The sequence below is a fragment of the Mesorhizobium sp. M0185 genome, assembly GCF_040322175.1.
In the GTDB taxonomy this organism is placed as follows: Bacteria; Pseudomonadota; Alphaproteobacteria; order Rhizobiales; family Rhizobiaceae; genus Mesorhizobium.
Genome location: NZ_JAMYSY010000033.1, coordinates 41,879 through 62,349, shown reverse-complemented (window position 1 = coordinate 62,349; position 20,471 = coordinate 41,879). Strand labels below are relative to the sequence as shown.

General features: G+C 60.9%; 22 protein-coding genes. 19 read left to right on the top strand and 3 right to left on the bottom strand.

The window, feature by feature from the left end:
• Window positions 1-10: 10 nt before the first annotated feature.
• Window positions 11-478: a DUF1203 domain-containing protein gene (locus NKJ20_RS23265; protein WP_352471826.1), complete on the top strand. Its 468-nt coding sequence runs from the start codon at window positions 11-13 to the stop codon at window positions 476-478.
• A gap of 248 nt (window positions 479-726) precedes the next feature.
• On the opposite strand, the gene ald is transcribed toward NKJ20_RS23265, so the two are convergent.
• Window positions 727-1,842 (bottom strand): alanine dehydrogenase, encoded by a 1,116-nt coding sequence (gene ald, locus NKJ20_RS23260; protein ID WP_352747277.1) that lies wholly within the window; start codon window positions 1,840-1,842, stop codon window positions 727-729.
• A gap of 156 nt (window positions 1,843-1,998) precedes the next feature.
• Here ald and NKJ20_RS23255 point away from each other — a divergent pair, with 156 nt between their 5' ends.
• Window positions 1,999-2,472 (top strand): Lrp/AsnC family transcriptional regulator, encoded by a 474-nt coding sequence (locus NKJ20_RS23255; protein WP_023675099.1) that lies wholly within the window; start codon window positions 1,999-2,001, stop codon window positions 2,470-2,472.
• A 12-nt stretch (window positions 2,473-2,484) separates the two neighbouring features.
• Here the strand turns inward: NKJ20_RS23255 and NKJ20_RS23250 are convergent, their stop codons facing one another.
• Window positions 2,485-3,141, bottom strand: a complete 657-nt coding sequence (locus NKJ20_RS23250) for a 5-formyltetrahydrofolate cyclo-ligase (RefSeq protein WP_352747274.1) — start codon at window positions 3,139-3,141, stop codon at window positions 2,485-2,487.
• A 180-nt stretch (window positions 3,142-3,321) separates the two neighbouring features.
• On the opposite strand from NKJ20_RS23250, the gene NKJ20_RS23245 reads away from it, so the two are divergent.
• From NKJ20_RS23245 to NKJ20_RS23215, 7 genes are all read left to right on the top strand, one after another.
• A complete protein-coding gene (locus tag NKJ20_RS23245; RefSeq protein ID WP_352747271.1) occupies window positions 3,322-4,587 on the top strand; it encodes an NAD(P)/FAD-dependent oxidoreductase in 1,266 nt (421 codons plus the stop codon).
• Between the two features lie 131 nt (window positions 4,588-4,718).
• Window positions 4,719-6,698, top strand: coding sequence for a bifunctional 2',3'-cyclic-nucleotide 2'-phosphodiesterase/3'-nucleotidase (locus tag NKJ20_RS23240; protein ID WP_352747269.1), 1,980 nt, complete (start codon window positions 4,719-4,721; stop codon window positions 6,696-6,698).
• A 368-nt stretch (window positions 6,699-7,066) separates the two neighbouring features.
• Complete coding sequence (locus NKJ20_RS23235) at window positions 7,067-7,201, top strand: hypothetical protein (protein WP_023675095.1); 135 nt, start codon at window positions 7,067-7,069, stop codon at window positions 7,199-7,201.
• Between the two features lie 101 nt (window positions 7,202-7,302).
• Window positions 7,303-7,590 carry a Dabb family protein gene (locus NKJ20_RS23230; protein WP_352747268.1) on the top strand — a complete coding sequence of 96 codons (288 nt, stop codon included), beginning with the start codon at window positions 7,303-7,305 and terminating at the stop codon, window positions 7,588-7,590.
• 96 nt (window positions 7,591-7,686) lie between these two features.
• Window positions 7,687-8,574, top strand: coding sequence for a VOC family protein (locus tag NKJ20_RS23225; protein WP_352747266.1), 888 nt, complete (start codon window positions 7,687-7,689; stop codon window positions 8,572-8,574).
• Window positions 8,571-9,422 (top strand): 3-deoxy-8-phosphooctulonate synthase, encoded by an 852-nt coding sequence (gene kdsA, locus NKJ20_RS23220; RefSeq protein WP_352448946.1) that lies wholly within the window; start codon window positions 8,571-8,573, stop codon window positions 9,420-9,422. The genes NKJ20_RS23225 and kdsA overlap by 4 nt, the downstream gene beginning before the upstream one ends.
• A 122-nt stretch (window positions 9,423-9,544) precedes the next feature.
• A complete protein-coding gene (locus NKJ20_RS23215; RefSeq protein ID WP_023675091.1) occupies window positions 9,545-9,910 on the top strand; it encodes a PRC-barrel domain-containing protein in 366 nt (121 codons plus the stop codon).
• Between the two features lie 77 nt (window positions 9,911-9,987).
• Here the strand turns inward: NKJ20_RS23215 and NKJ20_RS23210 are convergent, their stop codons facing one another.
• Window positions 9,988-10,110 (bottom strand): hypothetical protein, encoded by a 123-nt coding sequence (locus NKJ20_RS23210; RefSeq protein ID WP_084642452.1) that lies wholly within the window; start codon window positions 10,108-10,110, stop codon window positions 9,988-9,990.
• 203 nt (window positions 10,111-10,313) lie between these two features.
• Here NKJ20_RS23210 and eno point away from each other — a divergent pair, with 203 nt between their 5' ends.
• From eno to lipA, 10 genes are all read left to right on the top strand, one after another.
• On the top strand, window positions 10,314-11,588 hold the full coding sequence (gene eno / locus NKJ20_RS23205) for a phosphopyruvate hydratase (RefSeq protein WP_352747263.1): 1,275 nt from the start codon (window positions 10,314-10,316) through the stop codon (window positions 11,586-11,588).
• 135 nt (window positions 11,589-11,723) lie between these two features.
• Window positions 11,724-12,044 carry an FtsB family cell division protein gene (locus NKJ20_RS23200; protein ID WP_023675088.1) on the top strand — a complete coding sequence of 107 codons (321 nt, stop codon included), beginning with the start codon at window positions 11,724-11,726 and terminating at the stop codon, window positions 12,042-12,044.
• A gap of 222 nt (window positions 12,045-12,266) precedes the next feature.
• The gene (gene pdhA / locus NKJ20_RS23195; RefSeq protein WP_352448968.1) at window positions 12,267-13,256 is read left to right on the top strand and encodes a pyruvate dehydrogenase (acetyl-transferring) E1 component subunit alpha; all 990 of its coding nucleotides are present in this window, start codon (window positions 12,267-12,269) and stop codon (window positions 13,254-13,256) included.
• A gap of 15 nt (window positions 13,257-13,271) precedes the next feature.
• Window positions 13,272-14,675 carry a pyruvate dehydrogenase complex E1 component subunit beta gene (locus NKJ20_RS23190; RefSeq protein ID WP_352448944.1) on the top strand — a complete coding sequence of 468 codons (1,404 nt, stop codon included), beginning with the start codon at window positions 13,272-13,274 and terminating at the stop codon, window positions 14,673-14,675.
• A gap of 18 nt (window positions 14,676-14,693) precedes the next feature.
• Entirely contained in the window at window positions 14,694-16,112 is a 1,419-nt protein-coding gene (locus NKJ20_RS23185; RefSeq protein ID WP_352747261.1) for a pyruvate dehydrogenase complex dihydrolipoamide acetyltransferase, read from the top strand.
• A gap of 17 nt (window positions 16,113-16,129) precedes the next feature.
• Window positions 16,130-16,549: a hypothetical protein gene (locus NKJ20_RS23180; protein WP_352747258.1), complete on the top strand. Its 420-nt coding sequence runs from the start codon at window positions 16,130-16,132 to the stop codon at window positions 16,547-16,549.
• On the top strand, window positions 16,546-17,184 hold the full coding sequence (locus tag NKJ20_RS23175) for an SGNH/GDSL hydrolase family protein (RefSeq protein WP_352747255.1): 639 nt from the start codon (window positions 16,546-16,548) through the stop codon (window positions 17,182-17,184). Before NKJ20_RS23180 ends, NKJ20_RS23175 begins: the two co-directional genes overlap by 4 nt.
• A 374-nt stretch (window positions 17,185-17,558) precedes the next feature.
• Entirely contained in the window at window positions 17,559-19,010 is a 1,452-nt protein-coding gene (lpdA, locus tag NKJ20_RS23170) for a dihydrolipoyl dehydrogenase (RefSeq protein WP_352747252.1), read from the top strand.
• Window positions 19,011-19,108: 98 nt separating this feature from the next.
• Window positions 19,109-19,366: a GlsB/YeaQ/YmgE family stress response membrane protein gene (locus NKJ20_RS23165; RefSeq protein ID WP_352747251.1), complete on the top strand. Its 258-nt coding sequence runs from the start codon at window positions 19,109-19,111 to the stop codon at window positions 19,364-19,366.
• Window positions 19,367-19,503: 137 nt separating this feature from the next.
• On the top strand, window positions 19,504-20,469 hold the full coding sequence (gene lipA / locus NKJ20_RS23160) for a lipoyl synthase (RefSeq protein ID WP_352457494.1): 966 nt from the start codon (window positions 19,504-19,506) through the stop codon (window positions 20,467-20,469).
• The last annotated feature ends 2 nt before the right edge of the window (window positions 20,470-20,471 follow it).

Genomic DNA, 20,471 nt, shown 5'->3' with positions numbered 1-20,471 from the left:
AGATTTTGCCATGACGCTAAAATTCAAAGCCTTGCCAACCAATGCTGTCCGGGCACTTCAGCGCGGCGGGCCGGATGCTTATGGCTTGAAGCCAGAGCGGCAAATTTCGGATGGCGACGGCGTGCCTTGCCGTCATTGCTTGAAAAATATTGCTTTGGGAGAGGCCTATCTTGTTTTGGCCTATCGACCTTTTCCGGAGCTGCAGCCTTATGCCGAAACGGGGCCGATCTTTCTGCATGCGAAAGAATGCGAACGCGCCGCCGAGGGGAAAATGCTTCCCGAAATGCTCGAAAGCAGCGATTACATTGTGCGCGGTTATGGCAAGGACGACCGCATCGTTTACGGCAGCGGCGGCGTCATTCCGACCGACGCCATTGCCGCACGGGCAGAGACGTTGTTCGAACGCGACGACATCGCTTACGTCCACATCCGCTCGGCGCGCAACAATTGTTATCAGTGCCGGATCGACCGCGCGTAACCGGACAGGCTGCACCGGCTTGGGGCTGTCGTACTCCCGTCGCATACAAGCGGTAGAAAGACACTGTCGATCGATTTGCCGACCGCGGATGAACCGGCGGGAATTTTCGACAACCGAGGAAGCGGGGCTTTGGCTCCGCTTTTTTGTTGTCCGGTTATTCCGCGCGCCCGACACTTTTCAGTTTTTCGACATAAGAAAAAACCCGTCGGACGAATCCGACGGGCACTGGAGAGGCAGATTCGGACAGCTCAGGCGGCGAGAACGGCCTTCGGCTCGACCAGGTCGTAACCGAGCGCTTCGGCCACTGCGCGATTCGTGATCTTGCCCTTGTGGACGTTCAGCCCGTTGCGCAGATGGTGGTCGTCTACCAGCGCCTTTATGCCCTTGTCGGCGAGCTGCAGGCCATAATGCAGCGTCGCATTATTGAGCGCGTGGGCCGAGGTGACCGGCACCGCACCCGGCATGTTGGCGACGCAATAGTGGATGACGCCGTCGACCTCATAGGTCGGCTCGGCATGGGTGGTGGCGTGCGAGGTCTCGAAGCAGCCGCCCTGGTCGATGGCGACGTCGACCAGCACGGCGCCTTTCTTCATGCCCGACAGCATTTCGCGCGTCACCAGCTTGGGCGCTGCTGCCCCCGGGATCAGCACGGCGCCGACGACGATGTCAGCCGAAAAACATTCTTCCTCCAGCGCCTCTACGGTCGAGTAGCGGGTGTGGACGCGGCCGCCAAAGATGTCGTCGAGCTGACGCAGGCGCGGGATCGAGCGGTCAATGATGGTGACGTCGGCGCCAAGGCCGGCGGCCATCCGTGCAGCATGCAGGCCGACGACGCCGCCGCCGAGCACGGTTACCTTGCCGGGGAGCACGCCGGGCACGCCGCCAAGTAGCACGCCGCGGCCACCATTGGCCTTTTGCAGCGCCGTTGCGCCCGCCTGGATCGACAGGCGGCCGGCGACTTCCGACATCGGTGCTAGCAGCGGCAGACCGCCGCGCTCGTCGGTGACGGTCTCGTAGGCTATTGCGGTCACGCCGGAGGCCAGCAGGCCCTTGGTCTGCTCCGGATCCGGGGCAAGATGCAGATAGGTATAGAGGATCTGGCCGTCGCGGAGCTGAACCCATTCGTTGGGCTGCGGCTCCTTGACCTTCACGATCATGTCAGACTTGGCAAAAACGTCGGCGGCCGTTTTGGCAATCGTGGCGCCGGCGGCGCGATACGCGTTGTCATCGGCGCCGATGCCGGCGCCGGCGCCGGTCTCGATCAGCACTTCATGGCCATGCGCGACATATTCACGGACCGAACCCGGTGTCAGGCCGACGCGGTATTCATGGTTCTTGATTTCCCGGGGGCAACCGACGCGCATTGTTTTCTCCTGATCCGGCCCTTTGGGGCTCGTTCCCTGTCTAGAGATAGTGAACCACGAATCGTTCGGTAAGTGTTTGCGAATGCGCTTGCCAGAGAGGCCACTGTTCGATAATCGTTGCGCAAAACATTAGAATTATCGCAGGAACCCGCAAAAATGCCGCTCGACAGGATTGATATCGCCATTCTCGAGACGCTGCAGAAAGACGGGCGGATACCCAACGCAGCGCTCGCCGAGAAGGTTGGCCTGTCGCAGTCGGCCTGTTCGCGGCGGCTGGACAATCTGGAGAAATCCGGAACCATCCGCGGCTATCACGCACGGCTGTCCAACGCTGCACTTGGGCACCAGATGACGGCGATCGTGCATATATCGCTGTCCGGGCAATTCGAGAAGACGTTGTCGGATTTCGAGGCAGCGATAAAGCGCTGCCCGAACGTCCTATCCTGCCATTTGATGTCGGGCGAATATGACTACATCCTGCGCATAGCGGCAAAGGATCTCGTCGACTACGAACGTATCCACAAGGAGTGGCTGTCGGCAATGCCGCATGTGACGAAGATCAATTCGTCTTTTGCCTTGCGCGAAATCGTCGATCGCACGGCCGTGGGAATGAAGCCTGAACTCGCCTAGGCCCGAACTCGCCTAGGTGTTGACTGCCTCGGTCACCACACGGTCCATCGGAATGTCGTGCGGCTGCGGGTAGATGGTGACGATGCGCTGCAGTTCGTAGCCGACGCCGATGACCAGCGGTTTGAAGGGCATCGCGGCAAGCGTGCGATCGAAGAAGCCGCCGCCATAACCCAGGCGAAACTGCCCAGGATCGATGCCGACAATCGGCGAAATGACGATGTCGGGCAACACCGGATCACCCTCGGCCGGTATCGGGATATTCCAGACGCCCTTCTCCAGCCGGTCTCCGTGGGTATAGGCGCGAAAGACAAGCGGCCGGTCTTTCTCGACAACGACGGGCAACGCCGTGCGCCCGCCCCGCGCGTTAACGGTTTCCATCCACGGGCGCAGGTCCGGCTCGCCGCGAAACGGCCAATAGAGGCTGACCATGCGGCCGGCGATGTCGCCGATCACCGCGTCGAGCCCTTCGGCAATGCGCTGCGACATGGCTGCGCGCGTGTCGGCCGAAACGGCAAGGCGGGATACGATCAACCGCTCGCGCTCGGCCTTGCGCCAGCGCCTTACGTCGGTCCAGTCGGATAGCGGCGCTTGGAACTCCGGATCGAGCTCGTGCATAAAACAAGGCGGCGAGGCGTATTGCGCTGAGCTTTCGTCTTCATTCTTAGCCATGCTTCACCTGCAATATACTGTTCCGACCAAACCATATCCGGGACGTAGGCTATATCCGGGAATGAGTCTGCAGCATGCGTATTCACGACATCAAGCGACGACTCCCACGCAGTTGCAGCGCAGGCATTGCTGCACTGCACAAGGATACTTACATCACCCTTGGCGAGAGGGATGAGTGAGATGAATACAGCCAACCATCACGTCGTCGTCGTAGGCGCCGGTTTCGGCGGCCTCGAATTCACCCGCGCACTTACCAGCGCGCCGGTGCGCATCACCATGATCGATAGGCGCAATCATCACCTCTTTCAGCCGCTGCTCTACCAGGTGGCGACGACGGCGCTGGCAACCTCCGAAGTCGCCTGGCCGATCCGCCATCTCCTGCGCAAACGCAAGGATGTGACGACGCTGCTTGCCACTGTGACTAGCATCGACCGCACCGGCAAGCGCGTGCTGCTGCAGGACGGCGGAGCGGTCGCCTACGACACGTTGCTGTTGGCCACCGGTGCGCGGCACGCCTATTTCGGCCATGACGAATGGGAGCCGTTCGCGCCGGGCCTGAAGACACTGGAGGACGCCACCACCATTCGACGGCGTATTCTTTTGGCTTTCGAGCAGGCCGAGCGGGAAACCGATCCCGCCCAGCGCCAGGCATTGCTGACGCTGGCGATCGTCGGCGGCGGGCCGACCGGCGTGGAATTGGCCGGCACCATTGCCGAACTGGCGCATGACACGCTGCGCGGCGAGTTCCGCAACATCGACACGCGGCAGACGCGTGTGGTGCTGATTGAGGCCGGCGACCGCGTTCTTGCGAATTTCGCGCCGGAACTCTCCGATTATGCAATGAAGGCGCTCGAACGGCTCGGCGTGACCGTCGAACTCGGCCGGGCGGTTACGCGCTGCGATGCCGAGGGTGTCGTCTTCGGCGACAGGCATTTGCCGGCCAGGACAATCCTGTGGGCGGCGGGCGTCGCCGCTTCGCCGGCCGCCGAATGGCTCGGCGCGGCAGCGGACCGCGCGGGCAGGGTGCTTGTCGAGCCCGACTTGAGTGTGCCGGGAAACCCGGAGATTTTCGTCATCGGTGACGCAGCGCACGTCCTGCGACCGGATGGCCGGCTGGTGCCGGGCGTCGCGCCCGCCGCCAAGCAGCAGGGACGGCACGTCGCCACGGCGATCAAGGCAAGGCTTGCCGGTGACGCGACACCGCGTCCTTTCAGCTACAGGCATGACGGCGATTTGGCGACGATAGGCAAGCGCGCGGCGGCCATCGATTTCGGCTGGATCAAGCTTACCGGCCGGCTTGCCTGGTGGCTGTGGGGCTTGGCGCATATTTACTTCCTGATCGGCTTTCGTAACCGGCTTGCGGTTTCCCTGAGTTGGCTATGGATCTACTTCACCGGTCAGCGCAGCGCGCGGCTGATCACGCAGGGCGACGACGATAAGGGCTGATTGTTCGCTGCCGGACATTCATCGGCGCGTCACCTCCTCTTGATGGAATCGGCTTCTGGACTCGGCTGGATTTCGGCGCGAAGCTTTGCTTCGGGCAGGACTTGTCACGTCGTGGAAGAAAGAGAAAACGAATGTCCCAATTGCGCCACCTCGTCTCACGCCGCGATTTCCTCGCCGGCTTTGCCGCCAGCGGAGCGCTGATCATGCTGCACCCGTTCTCCGCCCGGGCTCAAACCAATCAGGCGCATCTGAGGATTATGGAGACGACCGACATCCACGTGAATGTGCTGCCTTACGACTACTACGCCGACAAAGCTAACGACACGATGGGGCTGTCGCGAACGGCATCGTTGATTGAAGCCGTGCGCAAGGAAGCAACCAACGCGATGCTGATCGATAATGGCGACCTTCTGCAAGGCAACCCGATGGGCGACTACATCGCCTACGAGAGGGGGATGAAGGATGGCGATCTGCATCCGGTCATGAAGGGCATGAACCTGCTCGGCTACGAATGCTCGACGCTCGGCAACCACGAGTTCAACTATGGCCTGTCGTTCATGGACAAGGTGCTGGCCGGTGCCAATTTCCCGTTTGTCTGCGCGAATTTGATCCGCGGCACGGAGTTCGCCGCGAACCCGCGCGACGACAAGCTTTATCTCAAGCCTTTCGTCATCCTCGACAGGAAGATCAAAGACGGGTCGGGCGCCGAGCAACCGATCAGGATCGGCATCATCGGCTTCGTGCCGCCGCAGATCATGGTCTGGGACCTGAAAAATCTCGAGGGCAGCGTCAAGACGCGCGACATCGTCGAGGCGGCCAAGGCGTGGGTGCCGCAAATGAAGGAAGAAGGCGCCGACATCGTCATTGCGCTCTCCCATTCCGGCATCGACGTGAAGCAAAGCGACATGATGGAGAACGCCTCCTTCTTCGTTGCCGGTGTCGAAGGTATCGATGCGGTGTTCACCGGCCACCAGCATCTGGTCTTCCCCGGCAAGAAGGACTTTCAGTCGCTGGACGCCGTCGATACGGCGAAAGGCACGTTGCAAGGCAAGCCCGCCGTCATGGCCGGCTTCTGGGGCTCGCACATGGGGCTGATCGATCTGTTGCTGGAGCGCGACGGATCAACGTGGAAAATCGTTTCGACGACCTCTGAGGCCAGGCCGATCTTTGAGCGGGTCGACAAGACGAACAAGCCGACCGTCGCGGACGACCAGCGCATCGTCGACGCGCTCAAACAGGACCACGAGGCGACGCTTGCCTATGTGCGCCGGCCGGTCGGCAAAACCTCGGCGCCGCTCTATTCCTATTTTGCGCTGGTCGCCGACGATCCATCGGTGCAGATCGTCAGCCAGGCGCAGACCTGGTACTTGAAGGACATCCTGAAGAACACAGAGTGGAAGGATATGCCGCTGTTGTCGGCGGGGGCACCGTTCAAGGCGGGCGGGCGCAACGGCGCCGACTATTACACCGACGTGCCGGTGGGCGATATCGCCATCAAGAACGTCGCCGACCTCTACCTCTATCCAAACACGGTGCGCGCCGTCGAAATCACCGGGGCAGAGGTGAAGGAATGGCTGGAAATGTCGGCCGGCATCTTCAACCGGATCGAACCGGGCAAAGCCGACCAGGCGCTCATCAACACTGACTTCCCATCCTATAATTTCGACGTGATCGACGGCGTCACATACAAGATCGATCTGTCGCAGCCACCGAAATATGATTCGAAGGGCGGGCTGGTGAACACCGGCTCGACCCGCATCATTGACTTGATGTTCGACGGCAAACCAATTGGTCCCATGCGGAAATTCGTCGTCGCCACCAACAACTACCGAGCCGGCGGCGGCGGCAATTTCCCGGAGATCAATGCCTCGAAAGTCATCTACGAAGCGCCCGACACCAACCGCGACGTGATCGTGCGCTATATCGTCAGCAAAGGCACCATCAACCCGTCGGCGGACGCCAACTGGTCGTTTGCGCCACTACCGGGAACCAGCGTCGTATTCGAGACCGGCGCCAAGGCGAAGGAGTTTATTGCGCAAGTGAAGTCGCTGAAGATCGAGCCGGCGGGCGAGGGCGAAGCGGGCTTTGCAAAATACCGCATCACGCTTTGAGGCAAGGATTTGAGCGTCGGCTCGAAACTGTCTCAGCGTTAAGATACTGTCCCGATACGGCCAATCCGTTTGAGACAGGGGGCCTCTTCAAGCAGGTGGTGCGAAACGCCGCTTGACGGCGGCATGACCAGATCCAGCGCGTCCGTCGAAATCCCACCGGAATAATCGTGTGGCAGTTGGTCGATCGAGGCGGGAAGCGGTCGTCGAAGCCGAGCGGGGTTATCTTTCCAAGGCGCCCTGCAGCGGTAGCGCCATTCTGGCCAGCAAGCATCGCAGCGGACAGACCAAAGGCCGTTAAAATTCGGGGAGGGTCCCAGCAGGGCCGGAATCACTATGGTTGCAAGCATCCATATACGCTAGTTTTAGCCATGCGTTATGTCATCATCATCACGACCGTCACCTTTTTCCTGATCTGGGACGGCATTTACAACCAAGGCCGCTATCTCGACAGGACCATCAGGGAGGTGACCCGCGTCGTGCACTATGTAACCAGCATGGTGTAGTTTCTCTTCTTCGTCACGGTTCGCGACGCGACATCCTGCCGATTGACGGCACGCTCCCGCTGACACAAAAGAACGCCGGTCCAACGGTCCAGGAGGCTGGGTTGATCCGGCATATCGTTTTCTTCAGCGCGCGGCGTAAAGCGGACGTCGAGGCAGTGCGTACGGGTCTGCTGGCGCTCGGCGAGATACCCCACTCGCGCCATTTCGAGGTGATGCTCAACACCAAGGTCGACCCACTCTCGGATGAAATCGATGTGGTCGTCTATGCCGAGTTCGAGGACAAGGCAGCGCTCGCCGCCTACAAGGCGCATCCGCTCTATGCAGAGACCACCAGCCGGGTAAAACCGCTGCGCGAATTGCGTTATTCGGCCGATATCGTGGCAAGTTGACGACCCGCCGTCTCCTACGCGCTGATGTGGTCTTTCCGCTGAGGCGCCGGCCAAGCCCTTGAACGATTTTAAGGAATGAGGCACACCGCGCGGGACATGACCGAGAACACCTCCGCAAGCCCTCATCCGCTCGATCACCTGGTGTTGCCGACCGCGAGCCTCGATGTTGCGCGGGCGCGCTTGACCTTGCTCGGCTTTACCGTTGCGCCGACGGGTATCCATCCCTTCGGAACGGAAAACTGCTGTGTCTTTCTCACCGACGGCACCTATCTCGAGCCGCTCGCGGTCGCTGACCGGCAGGCCGCGGCGACGGCGATCGCGAACCGCAATGTCTTTGTCGTGCGTGATCGCACGTATCGCGAAGAAAACGGCGATGAAGGATTTTCTGCCGTGGCGCTGGGCACCGAAAGCGCCGCCGCGGACCACGCGCGCTACATGGAAGCCGGTCTGTCGGCGGGAGACGCGCTAAGCTTTTCGCGCGCCTTCACCGATGCGACGGGAAAGAGCGACACCGCATCGTTCAAACTGGCCTTCGCGGCTACAGGCAAGGCAACGGACGCTTTTCTCTTCGCCTGCGAGCGGATCAATGCGCCGAACGTCGACCGCACTGCGCTGCAGGCCCACGCTAATGGCGCAACCGGCATTGTCGAAGTCGTGGCAGTCACTGGCGAACCTTTCGAACAAGGCCGTTTGATTTCGATCGCAGCCGGAATCGAGGCGCAGGGCGGCGGCACTGTCTATGAGCTGCCGAATGCCGTCGTGACCGTTCTGGATCCTGCAGCCTATTCGGCACGCTTCGGCATTCCTGCCGGCGCACCATCTGAACTCCGCTTTGCTGGGATCGTCTTTTCGATTAGGCACGGCGATGCCGTCGCCAAGCTGCTTGCAGCCAATTCCGTCGAACACCACATGCGCGGCGGTGATACCATCGTGCCGCCGGCGCCAGGGCAGGGCGCAGCCTTCATTTTCCGGGAGATCGCATGAACAAGCTCAATCCTCTGATGCCAAATTCTTCCATTGCGATCGGCAAGGTCATTTTCGGCAACAGCGCGCCCCTATCGCTGATCGCCGGTCCATGCCAGCTGGAATCGCGGCAGCACGCTTTCGACATGGCTGGTGCGCTAAAGGAATTGACTGAAAGGCTCGGCATCGGACTCGTCTACAAGACCAGCTACGACAAGGCCAATCGCACCTCGCTCGGCGGCACGCGCGGTGCGGGACTTGAAGCGGCAATGCCGATCTTCGACGACTTGCGCAAGAACTTTTCGCTGCCGATCCTGACCGACGTCCACACTGAGGAACAATGCGCGATCGTCGCTCTGCATGCCGATATCCTGCAGATTCCTGCCTTCCTCAGCCGCCAGACCGATTTGCTGATTGCTGCGGCAAGAACCGGCAAGGTGGTCAATGTGAAGAAGGGGCAATTCCTCGCGCCGTGGGACATGAAGAACGTCGTCGCCAAAATCATCGGCTCCGGCAACGCCAATGTCTTGGTCACCGAGCGCGGCGCATCCTTTGGTTACAACACCCTGGTGTCCGACATGCGGGCGCTGCCGATCATGGCCGAGATCGGCGCGCCGGTGATTTTCGATGCCACCCATTCCGTGCAGCAGCCGGGTGGGCAGGGCGGTTCGTCTGGAGGCGACCGGCGCTTTGTCGAGACGCTGGCGCGCGCGGCCGTCGCGGTTGGCGTCGCCGGCGTCTTCATCGAGACGCACCAGGACCCCGACAACGCGCCTTCCGACGGTCCCAACATGGTGCCGCTAAAGGATCTTCCCGCATTGCTTGAACGGCTGATGGCGTTCGATCGCATTGCCAAAAGCGTGGGTTGAACCAGCAGTTGCGCCACAGCAGCGCGGCCAAGAAAACTTTGAAGAATTTCGAACCCGCCTGGAACCTTAGCCCGCGGCCCTCATTGTCAAAATCTAATGTCAACGACGACGAGGAGCACACCATGACGACCCAGACGGGACACACCGAAGCCATCGCCGCTTCGCGGGTTATCGGCACATCGGTCTACAATACTGAAGGCACTCATATCGGCGACATCGAGGACGTCATGCTCGACAAACTGTCGAACGGAATCATGTTTGCCGTGATCGGTTTTGGCGGATTTCTCGGCATCGGCGAGAAATACCACGCCATTCCGTGGGCGAGCCTTGACTACGATGAGAACAAAGGCGGCTATGTCGTGCCGTTCACCAAAGACCAGCTGATGGCCGCTCCTTCCTATTCGATCAACGAGCTGACCGGCGCCGACGGCGAGGCCGCGCGTGACGCCTCATACAACTACTACAAGGTCGAGCCTTACTGGCACTGACCTTACTGGCACTGACTAAGTCTCCTGGAATCAAAAAGGCCCCCTGGAAATCGGGGGCCTTTCGATGTGGCGGGATGCTACTGCGCAATCTGCAGGGCCGGCAAAGGCGACGATCCCTGCGGGGGTTGCTGATTGTCGCACGACGTCAGGAACGCAGCCGCGATCAGGAACAAACTCACAATACCGCTCAACTGGGACATGGCGAAACTCCTCCTGTTTCGCCCCGCGCGACAACAGCCATAAATCAGAAACCGGCATGCCGCGTATGACAAATGATGACAGCGCTTCGTGCTTCGTGAATCCCGTAGCGCACGGGCAATATTTGCAAGTGCCCCGATTGCGTTTTGCGGCGCTTTGGCTAAGAGGTGCGCGACGCTTCAATCGATCAATCGGGGACATCGCAATGACGGCCATCATCGACATTGTCGGGCGTGAAATCCTGGACAGCCGCGGAAATCCGACCGTCGAGGTCGACGTCGTGCTTGAAGACGGCTCGATGGGTCGCGCCGCGGTGCCGTCCGGCGCCTCGACCGGCGCGCATGAGGCGGTCGAACTGCGCGATGGCGGCCCCCGCTATCTCGGCAAGGGCGTGCTCACGGCGGTCGAGGCGGTGAACGGCGAGCTGTTCGAGGCGATCGGCGGCATGGAGGCAGAGAATCAGATCCATATCGACCAGACCATGATCGAGCTCGATGGTACGCCCAACAAGAGCCGGCTCGGCGCCAATGCCATCCTCGGCGTGTCGCTGGCTGTGGCCAAGGCCGCAGCCGAAGCGGCCGACCTGCCGCTCTATCGTTATGTCGGCGGCACCAAGGCCCATGTGCTGCCGGTGCCTATGATGAACATCATCAATGGCGGCGCGCATGCCGACAACCCGATCGATTTCCAGGAATTCATGATCCTGCCGATCGGCGCGCCGACGCTGCGCGACGGCGTGCGCTGGGGCTCGGAGATCTTTCATACGCTGCGAAAGAAGCTGAAGGACGCCGGCCATAACACCAATGTCGGCGACGAGGGCGGCTTTGCCCCCAACCTGAAGAGCGCGCCGGCCGCGCTCGACTTCATCATGGAATCGATCGAGCAGGCTGGCTTCAAGCCCGGCGAGGAGGTTGCCCTAGGCCTCGACTGCGCGGCGACCGAATTCTTCAAGGATGGCAACTACGTCTATGAAGGCGAGAGGAAAACCCGCGACCCGAAGGCGCAGGCCAGATATCTGGCCAAACTCGCTGCCGACTACCCGATCATCACCATTGAGGACGGCCTGGCCGAGGATGATTGGGACGGTTGGAAAATGCTGACTGATCTCATCGGCAAGCAAACGCAGTTGGTTGGCGACGATCTGTTCGTCACCAACACGGCGCGGCTGCGCGACGGCATCCGCATGGGTGTCGCCAATTCGATCCTGGTCAAGGTCAACCAGATCGGCTCGCTTACCGAAACGCTCGACGCCGTCGAGACCGCGCACAAGGCCGGCTATACCGCGGTGATGTCGCACCGCTCGGGCGAGACCGAGGATTCGACCATCGCCGACCTCGCCGTTGCCACCAATTGCGGGCAGATCAAGACGGGCTCGCTGTCGCGCTCGGATCGCATGGCCAAGTACAACCAGCTCATCCGCATTGAGGAGGAGCTCGGCAAGCAGGCGCGATATGCCGGCAAGTCGATCGTGAAAATCTGATTTCGAGAGAAAAACCGTGGCGACGAGGGCGGGGACATTCCCGCCCTTTTTTTGCTTCCAGGCTCTGAATCCAACAGGCTGTAACCGTCCATTAAGCACAATCGGGCGACAAAGGCGGCGTAGAGGATTCGGACCATGTGGACACGCCAGCACAAGCAAAGAAACACCGGCCGGCTGATCATCCCCTCGCTCTGCGTGGTGTTCCTGACTTATTTCGGTTTCCATGCCTATCATGGCGAGTTCGGCATCTATTCCAAGTATCAGCTCGAAGCTGAGACTGCCGAATTGCAGGGCAGGCTCGATGCCGTCAGGGCGCGCCGGATCGATCTCGAGCGCCGCGTTCAGCTGATGCATGAGGGCACGCTGGAGAAGGACATGCTGGACGAGCAGGCGCGCAAGGCGCTTAATCTGTCCCACGCCGACGAGATCACCATCATGCTGCCGGTCGCAAGATAACCTGATCTCAGTTAATCAGCGATATTTGCAATGATTTTAATTGCTTAGATGCATGACAGCCATGCGTTTTCGGCATGGCGAAAGCCTTCCCTGCATGTTAGCCTGTCTCAAATCGGTGGGAGAACTGATCTCCCTCGCTGTCCGCCAAGAGACGCCAACAGGGAGTGATGCATGGCCACCGCCACCAGAAAAGCGCCTGCCAAATCCAAATCAGACGGCAAGATGCCGGGCCTTTCCACCCCGAAGCCTGTTGAATTCACCAAAGACCAGGAGCTTGCCGCCTACCGGCACATGCTGCTCATCCGCCGCTTCGAGGAAAAGGCCGGCCAGCTTTACGGCATGGGCTTCATCGGCGGTTTCTGCCACCTCTACATCGGCCAGGAAGCGGTCGTTACCGGCATGAAGATGGCGCTGATCGACGGCGACCAGATGATCACCGCCTATCGCGACCATGGTCATATGCTGGCCATGGAGTTGTCACCGCGCGGCGTCATGGCCGAACTGACCGGGCGCCGTAGCGGCCTGTCGAGAGGCAAGGGCGGCTCCATGCACATGTTCTCCAAGGAGAAGCATTTTTACGGCGGCCACGGCATCGTCGGCGCGCAAGTGTCGCTCGGCACCGGCATTGCCTTCGCCAACCGCTATCGCGGCAACAACAATGTGACGCTGACCTATTTCGGCGATGGCGCGGCGAACCAGGGCCAGGTCTACGAAAGCTTCAACATGGCCTCGCTGTGGAAGCTTCCGGTGATCTACATTATCGAGAACAACCGCTACGCCATGGGCACCTCGGTCTCGCGCTCGTCGGCCGAGACGGATTTCTCGCACCGCGGCGCGTCCTTCAAGATTCCAGGCATCCAGGTCGACGGCATGGATGTGCGCGCTGTAAAGGCAGCCGGCGACCTCGCCGCCGAATGGTGCCGCGCCGGCAACGGGCCGCTCATTCTCGAAATGCAGACCTATCGTTACCGCGGCCATTCGATGTCGGATCCGGCAAAATACCGCTCCAAGGAAGAAGTGCAGAAAATGCGCTCCGAACGTGACCCGATCGAGCAGGTCAAAGCGCGGCTGCTCGACAAGAAATGGGCAAGCGAGGACGAGCTCAAGGCCATCGACAAGGAAGTCCGCGACGTTGTCGCCGACGCCGCAGAATTTGCCCAGAACGACGCGGAGCCGGATCTGTCCGAGCTCTGGACCGACATCGTACTTTAACGAGAGGGCAAGGACATGCCGATCGAAATTCTCATGCCCGCCCTCTCGCCGACCATGGAAGAGGGTAACGTTTCCAAGTGGTTGAAGAAAGAGGGCGACAAGGTTGCGGCCGGTGACGCCATTGCCGAGATCGAGACCGACAAGGCAACGATGGAAGTCGAAGCCGTGGACGACGGCACGCTTGCCAAGATCGTGGTTCCTGCCGGCACCGAGGGTGTCAAGGTCAACACACTGATCGCTGTGCTGGCCGTCGATGGCGAAGACATCGACGAGGCAGGCGAAGGTATCGGCGAGGAGGCTATTGAGTCGCAAGCGGAAGCGCCCGCGGCGGCTCCGCCGCCCGCGGCTGCTCCGGCCAAGAACGAAGCGGCAGCACCTGTTGCCGCCTCGCCCAAGCTGGAAATTGCCGCCGATCCGGACATCCCGGCCGGCACCGAAATGGTCTCGACCACAGTGCGTGAAGCCTTGCGCGACGCAATGGCGGAGGAAATGCGCCGCGACGGCGACGTCTTCGTCATGGGCGAGGAAGTCGCCGAGTACCAGGGCGCCTACAAGATCACACAGGGCCTGTTGCAGGAATTCGGTCCGAGACGCGTGGTCGACACGCCGATCACCGAGCACGGCTTTGCCGGCGTTGGTGTTGGCGCGGCGATGGCCGGCCTGAAGCCGATCGTCGAATTCATGACCTTCAACTTCGCCATGCAGGCGATCGACCAGATCATCAATTCAGCCGCCAAGACGCTCTACATGTCCGGCGGCCAGATGGGCGCCCCGATCGTCTTTCGCGGTCCGAACGGCGCTGCTGCCCGCGTCGCCGCGCAGCATTCGCAGTGCTATGCCGCCTGGTACAGCCATATTCCTGGATTGAAGGTGGTGATGCCTTATACCGCCGCCGACGCCAAGGGTCTGCTCAAGGCGGCGATCCGCGATCCGAACCCGGTCATCTTCCTCGAAAACGAAATCCTTTACGGCCACTCCTTCGACGTGCCGAAGATGGACGATTTCGTGTTGCCGATCGGCAAGGCGCGCATTCACAAATCCGGCAAGGACGTGACCATCGTCTCGTTCGGCATCGGCATGACCTACGCGCTCAAGGCGGAGGCGGAGTTGCGCGGCATGGGCATCGATGCCGAGATCATCGACTTGCGCACCATCCGCCCGCTCGACTTCGACACGATCATCGCCTCGGTCAAAAAGACCAATCGCCTCGTGGTGGTCGAGGAAGGCTTTCCGCAGAACTCGGTCGGCGACCATATCGCCAATCAGGTCTCGCAGCGCGCCTTCGATTTCCTCGATGCACCGGTCATTACAATTGCCGGCAAGGACGTGCCGATGCCCTATGCGGCGAACCTCGAAAAGCTGGCGCTGCCCAATGTCGGCGAGGTCGTCGAGGCGGTCAAAGCCGTCACGTATCGCTGAGCAGGGCGGGAGGACAAAATGCCGATCAACATCACCATGCCGGCGCTGTCGCCCACAATGGAAGAGGGCAATCTTTCCAAGTGGCTGGTCAAGGAAGGCGATAAGGTTTCGCCCGGCGACGTGATTGCCGAGATCGAGACCGACAAGGCGACGATGGAAGTCGAAGCCGTCGACGAGGGCACGGTCGCCAAGCTGGTGGTTCCGGCCGGCACAGAAGGCGTCAAGGTCAATGCGCTGATCGCGGTGCTGGCTGCCGAGGGCGAGGATGCGGCGGCCGCCGCGAAAAGCGGTGACGGCGCTGCGCCGGCTAAGGCTGAGGCGAAGCAGGAAAAAGCACCAATCTCCCCACCCGTGGGGGAGATGTCGACGAAGTCGACAGAGGGGGGCGCTGTCCCTGCTGCCGCAGGGAGCGAGGCGCCCCCCTCTGGCCTGCCGGCCATCTCCCCCACACGGGGGGAGATCAGCCAATCCGCAAGCGGTGAGCGCATCTTCGTGTCGCCGCTGGCCCGGCGCATCGCCAGGGAAGCCGGCGTCGATGTCGCGGCGCTGACAGGCTCCGGCCCCCGCGGCCGCGTAGTAAAGGCCGATGTCGATGCCGCAATTTCCAGTGGCGGCGCCAAGGCGGCACCAGCAGCAAAAGCGGCGCCCGCCGGCGCTCCGGCACCTGCGGCCGCAGCACCCAAGGCGATGTCGGACGAGCAGGTGCTCAAACTGTTTGCCGAAGGCTCCTACGAGCTGATCCCGCACGACAATATGCGCAAGACCATCGCGAGGCGGCTGGTCGAAGCCAAGACCACCATCCCGCATTTCTATCTGACGCTCGACTGCGAGCTCGACGCACTTCTGGCCCTGCGCACGCAGATCAATGCGGCCGCGCCGGTGAAGAAGACCGAGAAGGGCGAAACGCCGGCCTACAAGCTGTCGGTCAACGACATGGTCATCAAGGCTCTTGCCATGGCGCTGATGGCGGTTCCGGATGCCAATGCGTCGTGGACAGAAAACGCCATGATCAAGCACAAGCACGCCGATGTCGGCGTTGCCGTATCGATCCCCGGCGGCCTGATCACCCCGATCGTCCGGCGTGCTGACGAAAAGACGATGTCCGTCATCTCCAACGAGATGAAGGATCTTGCCGGCCGCGCCCGCAGCCGCAAACTGAAGCCGGAAGAATATCAGGGCGGCACCACGGCGGTGTCCAATCTCGGCATGTTCGGCATCAAGGATTTTTCTGCCGTCATCAACCCGCCGCATGCGACGATCCTGGCGGTCGGCGCCGGCGAGCAACGCGCGGTGGTCAAGAACGGCGAGATCAAGATCGCCACGATCATGTCGGTGACGTTGTCGACCGATCACCGCGCCGTCGACGGTGCGCTCGGCGCCGAGCTGCTCGTCGCCTTCAAACGCATGGTCGAAAACCCGATGGGCATGCTGGTTTAAGAGAGGGGAACAGGGCGGTGCGGAAATTCTTCACCAGCCTTTTTGCCTTCTTTCTTTCCGGTTTGGCGGGCGGATTGGTGGCGCAGTGGCTCGCCGTCGCCACCAATGCCGACGTAGAGTACATCCTTGTATTCATGATCTCGGCTCTCGTCACCGTCCTCGTGACGGTCGCGTTCTTCATCGCACAATTCATGTCAGACCCACGACGGGCAACAAAGCTGACGGCGACCATAGGGGTAGCGTTTTTTGTGCTCGTTGGCGTTTCCCTGATCGGCTGGACTTTCTCCCAGCCCCCAGGCAAGAGCCAGTGGTCGGGCGATCTTCCCATAGTCGCCGGTCTCGTCCTGCCGGGCATCGCTACGGTGCTGGTCCACTGGCTTTTCGTGCGCTGGCGATTGGCGCGCTCGCAACCAGGTTTCGGCGGGGCAGGCACATGAAGACGGTCCTCTGCTACGGCGATTCGCTTACCTGGGGCTATGACGCGGCAAACCTCGGCCGGCATCCGCTGGAAGATCGCTGGCCGAGCGTGCTGCAGGCGGCATTGGGCAGCGGCGTCGAGGTCATCGCCGAAGGCCTGAATGGCCGAACCACCGCCTTTGACGATCACTTGGCCGGAGCGGACCGCAATGGCGCAAGGCTGTTGCCAACCATCCTGACGACGCATGCGCCGATCGACTTGATCGTCATCATGCTCGGCGCCAACGATATGAAGCCGTGGATTCACGGTAATCCGGTCGCGGCCAAACAAGGCATGCAACGCCTGATCGACATCGTGCGCGGTCATGATTACCCGTTCGATTGGCCGGCGCCGCAGATCCTGATCGTGGCGCCGCCCGTAGTCAGCCGCACGGAAAACGCCGAGTTCAAGGAAATGTTCGCCGGCGGCGATGACGCGTCAAAGCGGCTGGCGCCGCAATATTCCGCCCTTGCCGACGAGGCCGGCTGCGGCTTCTTCGATGCCGGCACGGTGGCCAAAACCACGCCGCTCGACGGCGTCCACCTGGACGCGGAAAACACGCGGAACGTCGGGCAAGCGCTGGCGCCGCTCGTGCGCGTGATGCTGGAGCTATAGATGGCCAAACACTATCTAGGTGGATCGAGTATTATCAGAGCACACCCAATCGGTTACGGTGGGCGTGGATCTCGGCTTAAGATTCAATACCGGAAAAAAGGACGCGCTTATACTCCGTCGAAGTGGAGTCGCGGAGAACTAGAGTTGAGAAGAGCTGGAGTTCAAATTGACAAATTTGTGAGAGACTTATTGAAAAATCCAACTCTTGTTGAAGCCGTCGAATGCTACCCTCGATTTACTGGAGAGCAGCGAAAATACCTAAGGGATTATTTGATTGAGCATCTCCTAGGAGCGCCACGAAAAGCGCTACGAAAGACGACGCTGTCATATGCATTAGACTTGCTGTTCACCGATCACAAATGGAAAGAGCTAACGTGAGTAACTCTGAATCCTACGACGTCATCATCATCGGCTCCGGCCCCGGCGGCTATGTCACTGCAGTGCGTTCGGCCCAGCTTGGCTTCAAGACGGCGATCGTCGAGCGCGAGCACTTGGGCGGCATCTGCCTCAACTGGGGCTGCATTCCGACCAAAGCGCTGCTGCGCTCCGCCGAGATCATGCACTATTCGGATCATCTGAAGGACTACGGCCTGAAGATCGATGGCAAGGTCGGCGTCGACACAGCCGCCGTCGTCGATCGCTCGCGAAAGGTCTCGCTGCGGCTCAACGGCGGCGTCGGCTTCCTGATGAAGAAGAACAAGGTCGACGTCATCTGGGGCGAAGCCAAGCTGACCAAACCTGGCGAGATCGTCGTGTCGAAATCGTCGAAGAAGCCGATGGAGCCGCAGCCGCCGGCGCCCAAGGGCGTCAAGGGCGAGGGCACCTATAGCGCCAAGCACATCATCCTGGCGACCGGCGCCAGGCCGCGCGCGCTGCCCGGCATCGAGCCTGACGGCAAGTTGATCTGGACCTATTTCGAGGCGATGGTGCCGAAAGAGATGCCGAAATCGCTGCTGGTGATGGGCTCGGGCGCCATCGGCATCGAGTTCGCCTCGTTCTACCGCACCATGGGCGCCGAGGTGACGGTGGTCGAACTGCTGCCGGCTGTGATGCCGGTCGAGGACGCCGAGGTCTCGAAATTCGCCCAGAAGCAGTTCGAGAAGCAGGGCATGAAGATCATCCTAGAAGCCAAGGTGACCAAGGTCGAGAAGGGCACTAACTCGGTCACCGCGCATGTCGAGATGAAGGACGGCAAGGTCGAGAAGATCACCGCCGATCGCATGATCTCGGCCGTCGGCGTACAAGGCAATATCGAGAACCTCGGCCTCGAGACGCTCGGCGTGAAGACGGACCGCGGTTGCGTCGTCGTCGACGGCTACGGCAAGACCAATGTGCCGGGCGTCTACGCCATCGGCGACGTTGCCGGACCGCCGATGCTCGCCCACAAGGCCGAGCATGAGGGCGTGGTCTGTGTGGAAAAGATCGCCAATTTCCCCGGCGTGCATGCCATCGACAAGCTGAAGATCCCGGGCTGCACCTATTGCAATCCGCAAGTCGCCTCGGTCGGACTGACGGAAGCCAAAGCGAAAACCGATGGCAAGGACATCCGCGTCGGCCGTTTTCAGTTCGCGGCAAACGGCAAGGCGATTGCGCTCGGCGAGGACCAAGGCTTCGTCAAGACCATTTTCGACAAGAAGACCGGCCAGTTGCTGGGTGCCCACATGGTTGGCGCAGAAGTAACCGAACTGATCCAGGGCTTCGTCGTGGCGATGAATCTGGAGACCACCGAGGAAGAGCTGATGCACACGATCTTCCCGCACCCGACGCTGTCGGAGATGATGAAGGAGAGTGTACTCGACGCCTATGGCCGCGCACTGAATGCATGATAAATTAGTGGGGCGAGTCTCACACGGAAGACACAAAGGAACTCGACGGCAGAGCAATTCGTTTCGCAGGCATGATCCATCATACAAGGAGAGGGCATATGGAAATGAACGGCGTGGGCTGGGTTGCAGCCATCATCATCGGCGGCCTGGCGGGATGGCTCGCCGAGATGGTCATGAAGAGCAATACCGGCATCCTCATGAACATCGTTCTCGGCATTGTCGGCGCAATCGTGTTGAACGCCATCTTGCAGACCCTGAACATCGGCATCTTCGGCGTCGGCTGGATAGCCTATCTGATCACCGGCTTCATCGGTGCCTGCATTCTGATTGCGGTCGGACGACTGGTGCGCCGCTAACCTCTGTCGGCACTTGCTATGCGAAAAAGGCCACCGCGGCATGCGTGATCGCGGCCTTTTTCTTTTCGCCGAAAAGTCCTAGATGACGTGGGTAGAGCGAGCGCTGGACAAGCGCTTGCCAATGAGCCGGGTTTCACATGGTCACCGTCCTCGACACGATTGCCAATGCGCCGCGCCTGCGGCATCCCGAAAAGGCGCACAAGCCGGATCAGGACGTACTGCGCAAGCCTGACTGGATCCGCGTCAAGGCGCCGATGTCGAAAGGCTATGCCGAGACGCGCGAAATCGTGAAGTCTCACAAACTGGTGACGGTTTGCGAAGAGGCGGGTTGCCCCAATATCGGCGAGTGCTGGGAGAAGAAGCACGCCACCTTCATGATCATGGGCGAGATCTGCACGCGGGCCTGCGCCTTTTGCAATGTCGCCACCGGCATCCCGACCGCACTCGATCCCGACGAGCCGGCGCGTGTCGCGCATGCGGTCAAGCAAATGGGCTTGAGCCATGTCGTCATCACCTCCGTCGATCGCGACGATCTCGCCGATGGCGGGGCCCAGCATTTTGCCGATGTCATCCGTGCGATCAGGGCAGCAACCCCGTCGACGACGATCGAAATCCTGACGCCCGATTTCCTGCGCAAGGACGGTGCGCTGGAGATCGTCGTGGCGGCAAAGCCGGATGTTTTCAACCATAATCTCGAGACCGTTCCGTCGAACTATCTGACTGTTCGGCCGGGTGCGCGCTATTTCCACTCGATCAGGCTCTTGCAGCGGGTCAAGGAACTCGACCCCTCGATCTTCACCAAGTCCGGCATCATGGTCGGCCTTGGCGAGGAGCGGAACGAAATCCTGCAGCTGATGGACGATTTGCGTTCGGCCAATGTCGACTTCATGACCATCGGCCAATATCTGCAGCCGTCGAAGAAGCACCATCCGGTGATCCGCTTCGTCACGCCGGAGGAATTCAAGTCCTTTGAGACGATCGGCAGGACCAAGGGCTTCCTGCTGGTGGCGTCGAGCCCGCTGACGCGCTCGTCGCACCACGCCGGGGACGACTTTGCCAGGTTGCGCGCGGCGCGCGAAGCGTTTCTCAGGAAGTCCGCCTAACC

Bases quoted from the DNA above. Each gene is read 5' to 3' on its own strand.
- NKJ20_RS23265 (WP_352471826.1), top strand. From the start codon at position 11: ATGACGCTAAAATTCAAAGCCTTGCCAACCAATGCTGTCCGGGCACTT.
- ald (WP_352747277.1), bottom strand. From the start codon at position 1,842: ATGCGCGTCGGTTGCCCCCGGGAAATCAAGAACCATGAATACCGCGTC.
- NKJ20_RS23255 (WP_023675099.1), top strand. From the start codon at position 1,999: ATGCCGCTCGACAGGATTGATATCGCCATTCTCGAGACGCTGCAGAAA.
- NKJ20_RS23250 (WP_352747274.1), bottom strand. From the start codon at position 3,141: ATGGCTAAGAATGAAGACGAAAGCTCAGCGCAATACGCCTCGCCGCCT.
- NKJ20_RS23245 (WP_352747271.1), top strand. From the start codon at position 3,322: ATGAATACAGCCAACCATCACGTCGTCGTCGTAGGCGCCGGTTTCGGC.
- NKJ20_RS23240 (WP_352747269.1), top strand. From the start codon at position 4,719: ATGTCCCAATTGCGCCACCTCGTCTCACGCCGCGATTTCCTCGCCGGC.
- NKJ20_RS23235 (WP_023675095.1), top strand. From the start codon at position 7,067: ATGCGTTATGTCATCATCATCACGACCGTCACCTTTTTCCTGATCTGG.
- NKJ20_RS23225 (WP_352747266.1), top strand. From the start codon at position 7,687: ATGACCGAGAACACCTCCGCAAGCCCTCATCCGCTCGATCACCTGGTG.
- kdsA (WP_352448946.1), top strand. From the start codon at position 8,571: ATGAACAAGCTCAATCCTCTGATGCCAAATTCTTCCATTGCGATCGGC.
- NKJ20_RS23215 (WP_023675091.1), top strand. From the start codon at position 9,545: ATGACGACCCAGACGGGACACACCGAAGCCATCGCCGCTTCGCGGGTT.
- NKJ20_RS23210 (WP_084642452.1), bottom strand. From the start codon at position 10,110: ATGTCCCAGTTGAGCGGTATTGTGAGTTTGTTCCTGATCGCGGCTGCG.
- eno (WP_352747263.1), top strand. From the start codon at position 10,314: ATGACGGCCATCATCGACATTGTCGGGCGTGAAATCCTGGACAGCCGC.
- NKJ20_RS23200 (WP_023675088.1), top strand. From the start codon at position 11,724: ATGTGGACACGCCAGCACAAGCAAAGAAACACCGGCCGGCTGATCATC.
- pdhA (WP_352448968.1), top strand. From the start codon at position 12,267: ATGCCGGGCCTTTCCACCCCGAAGCCTGTTGAATTCACCAAAGACCAG.
- NKJ20_RS23190 (WP_352448944.1), top strand. From the start codon at position 13,272: ATGCCGATCGAAATTCTCATGCCCGCCCTCTCGCCGACCATGGAAGAG.
- NKJ20_RS23185 (WP_352747261.1), top strand. From the start codon at position 14,694: ATGCCGATCAACATCACCATGCCGGCGCTGTCGCCCACAATGGAAGAG.
- NKJ20_RS23175 (WP_352747255.1), top strand. From the start codon at position 16,546: ATGAAGACGGTCCTCTGCTACGGCGATTCGCTTACCTGGGGCTATGAC.
- NKJ20_RS23165 (WP_352747251.1), top strand. From the start codon at position 19,109: ATGGAAATGAACGGCGTGGGCTGGGTTGCAGCCATCATCATCGGCGGC.
- lipA (WP_352457494.1), top strand. From the start codon at position 19,504: ATGGTCACCGTCCTCGACACGATTGCCAATGCGCCGCGCCTGCGGCAT.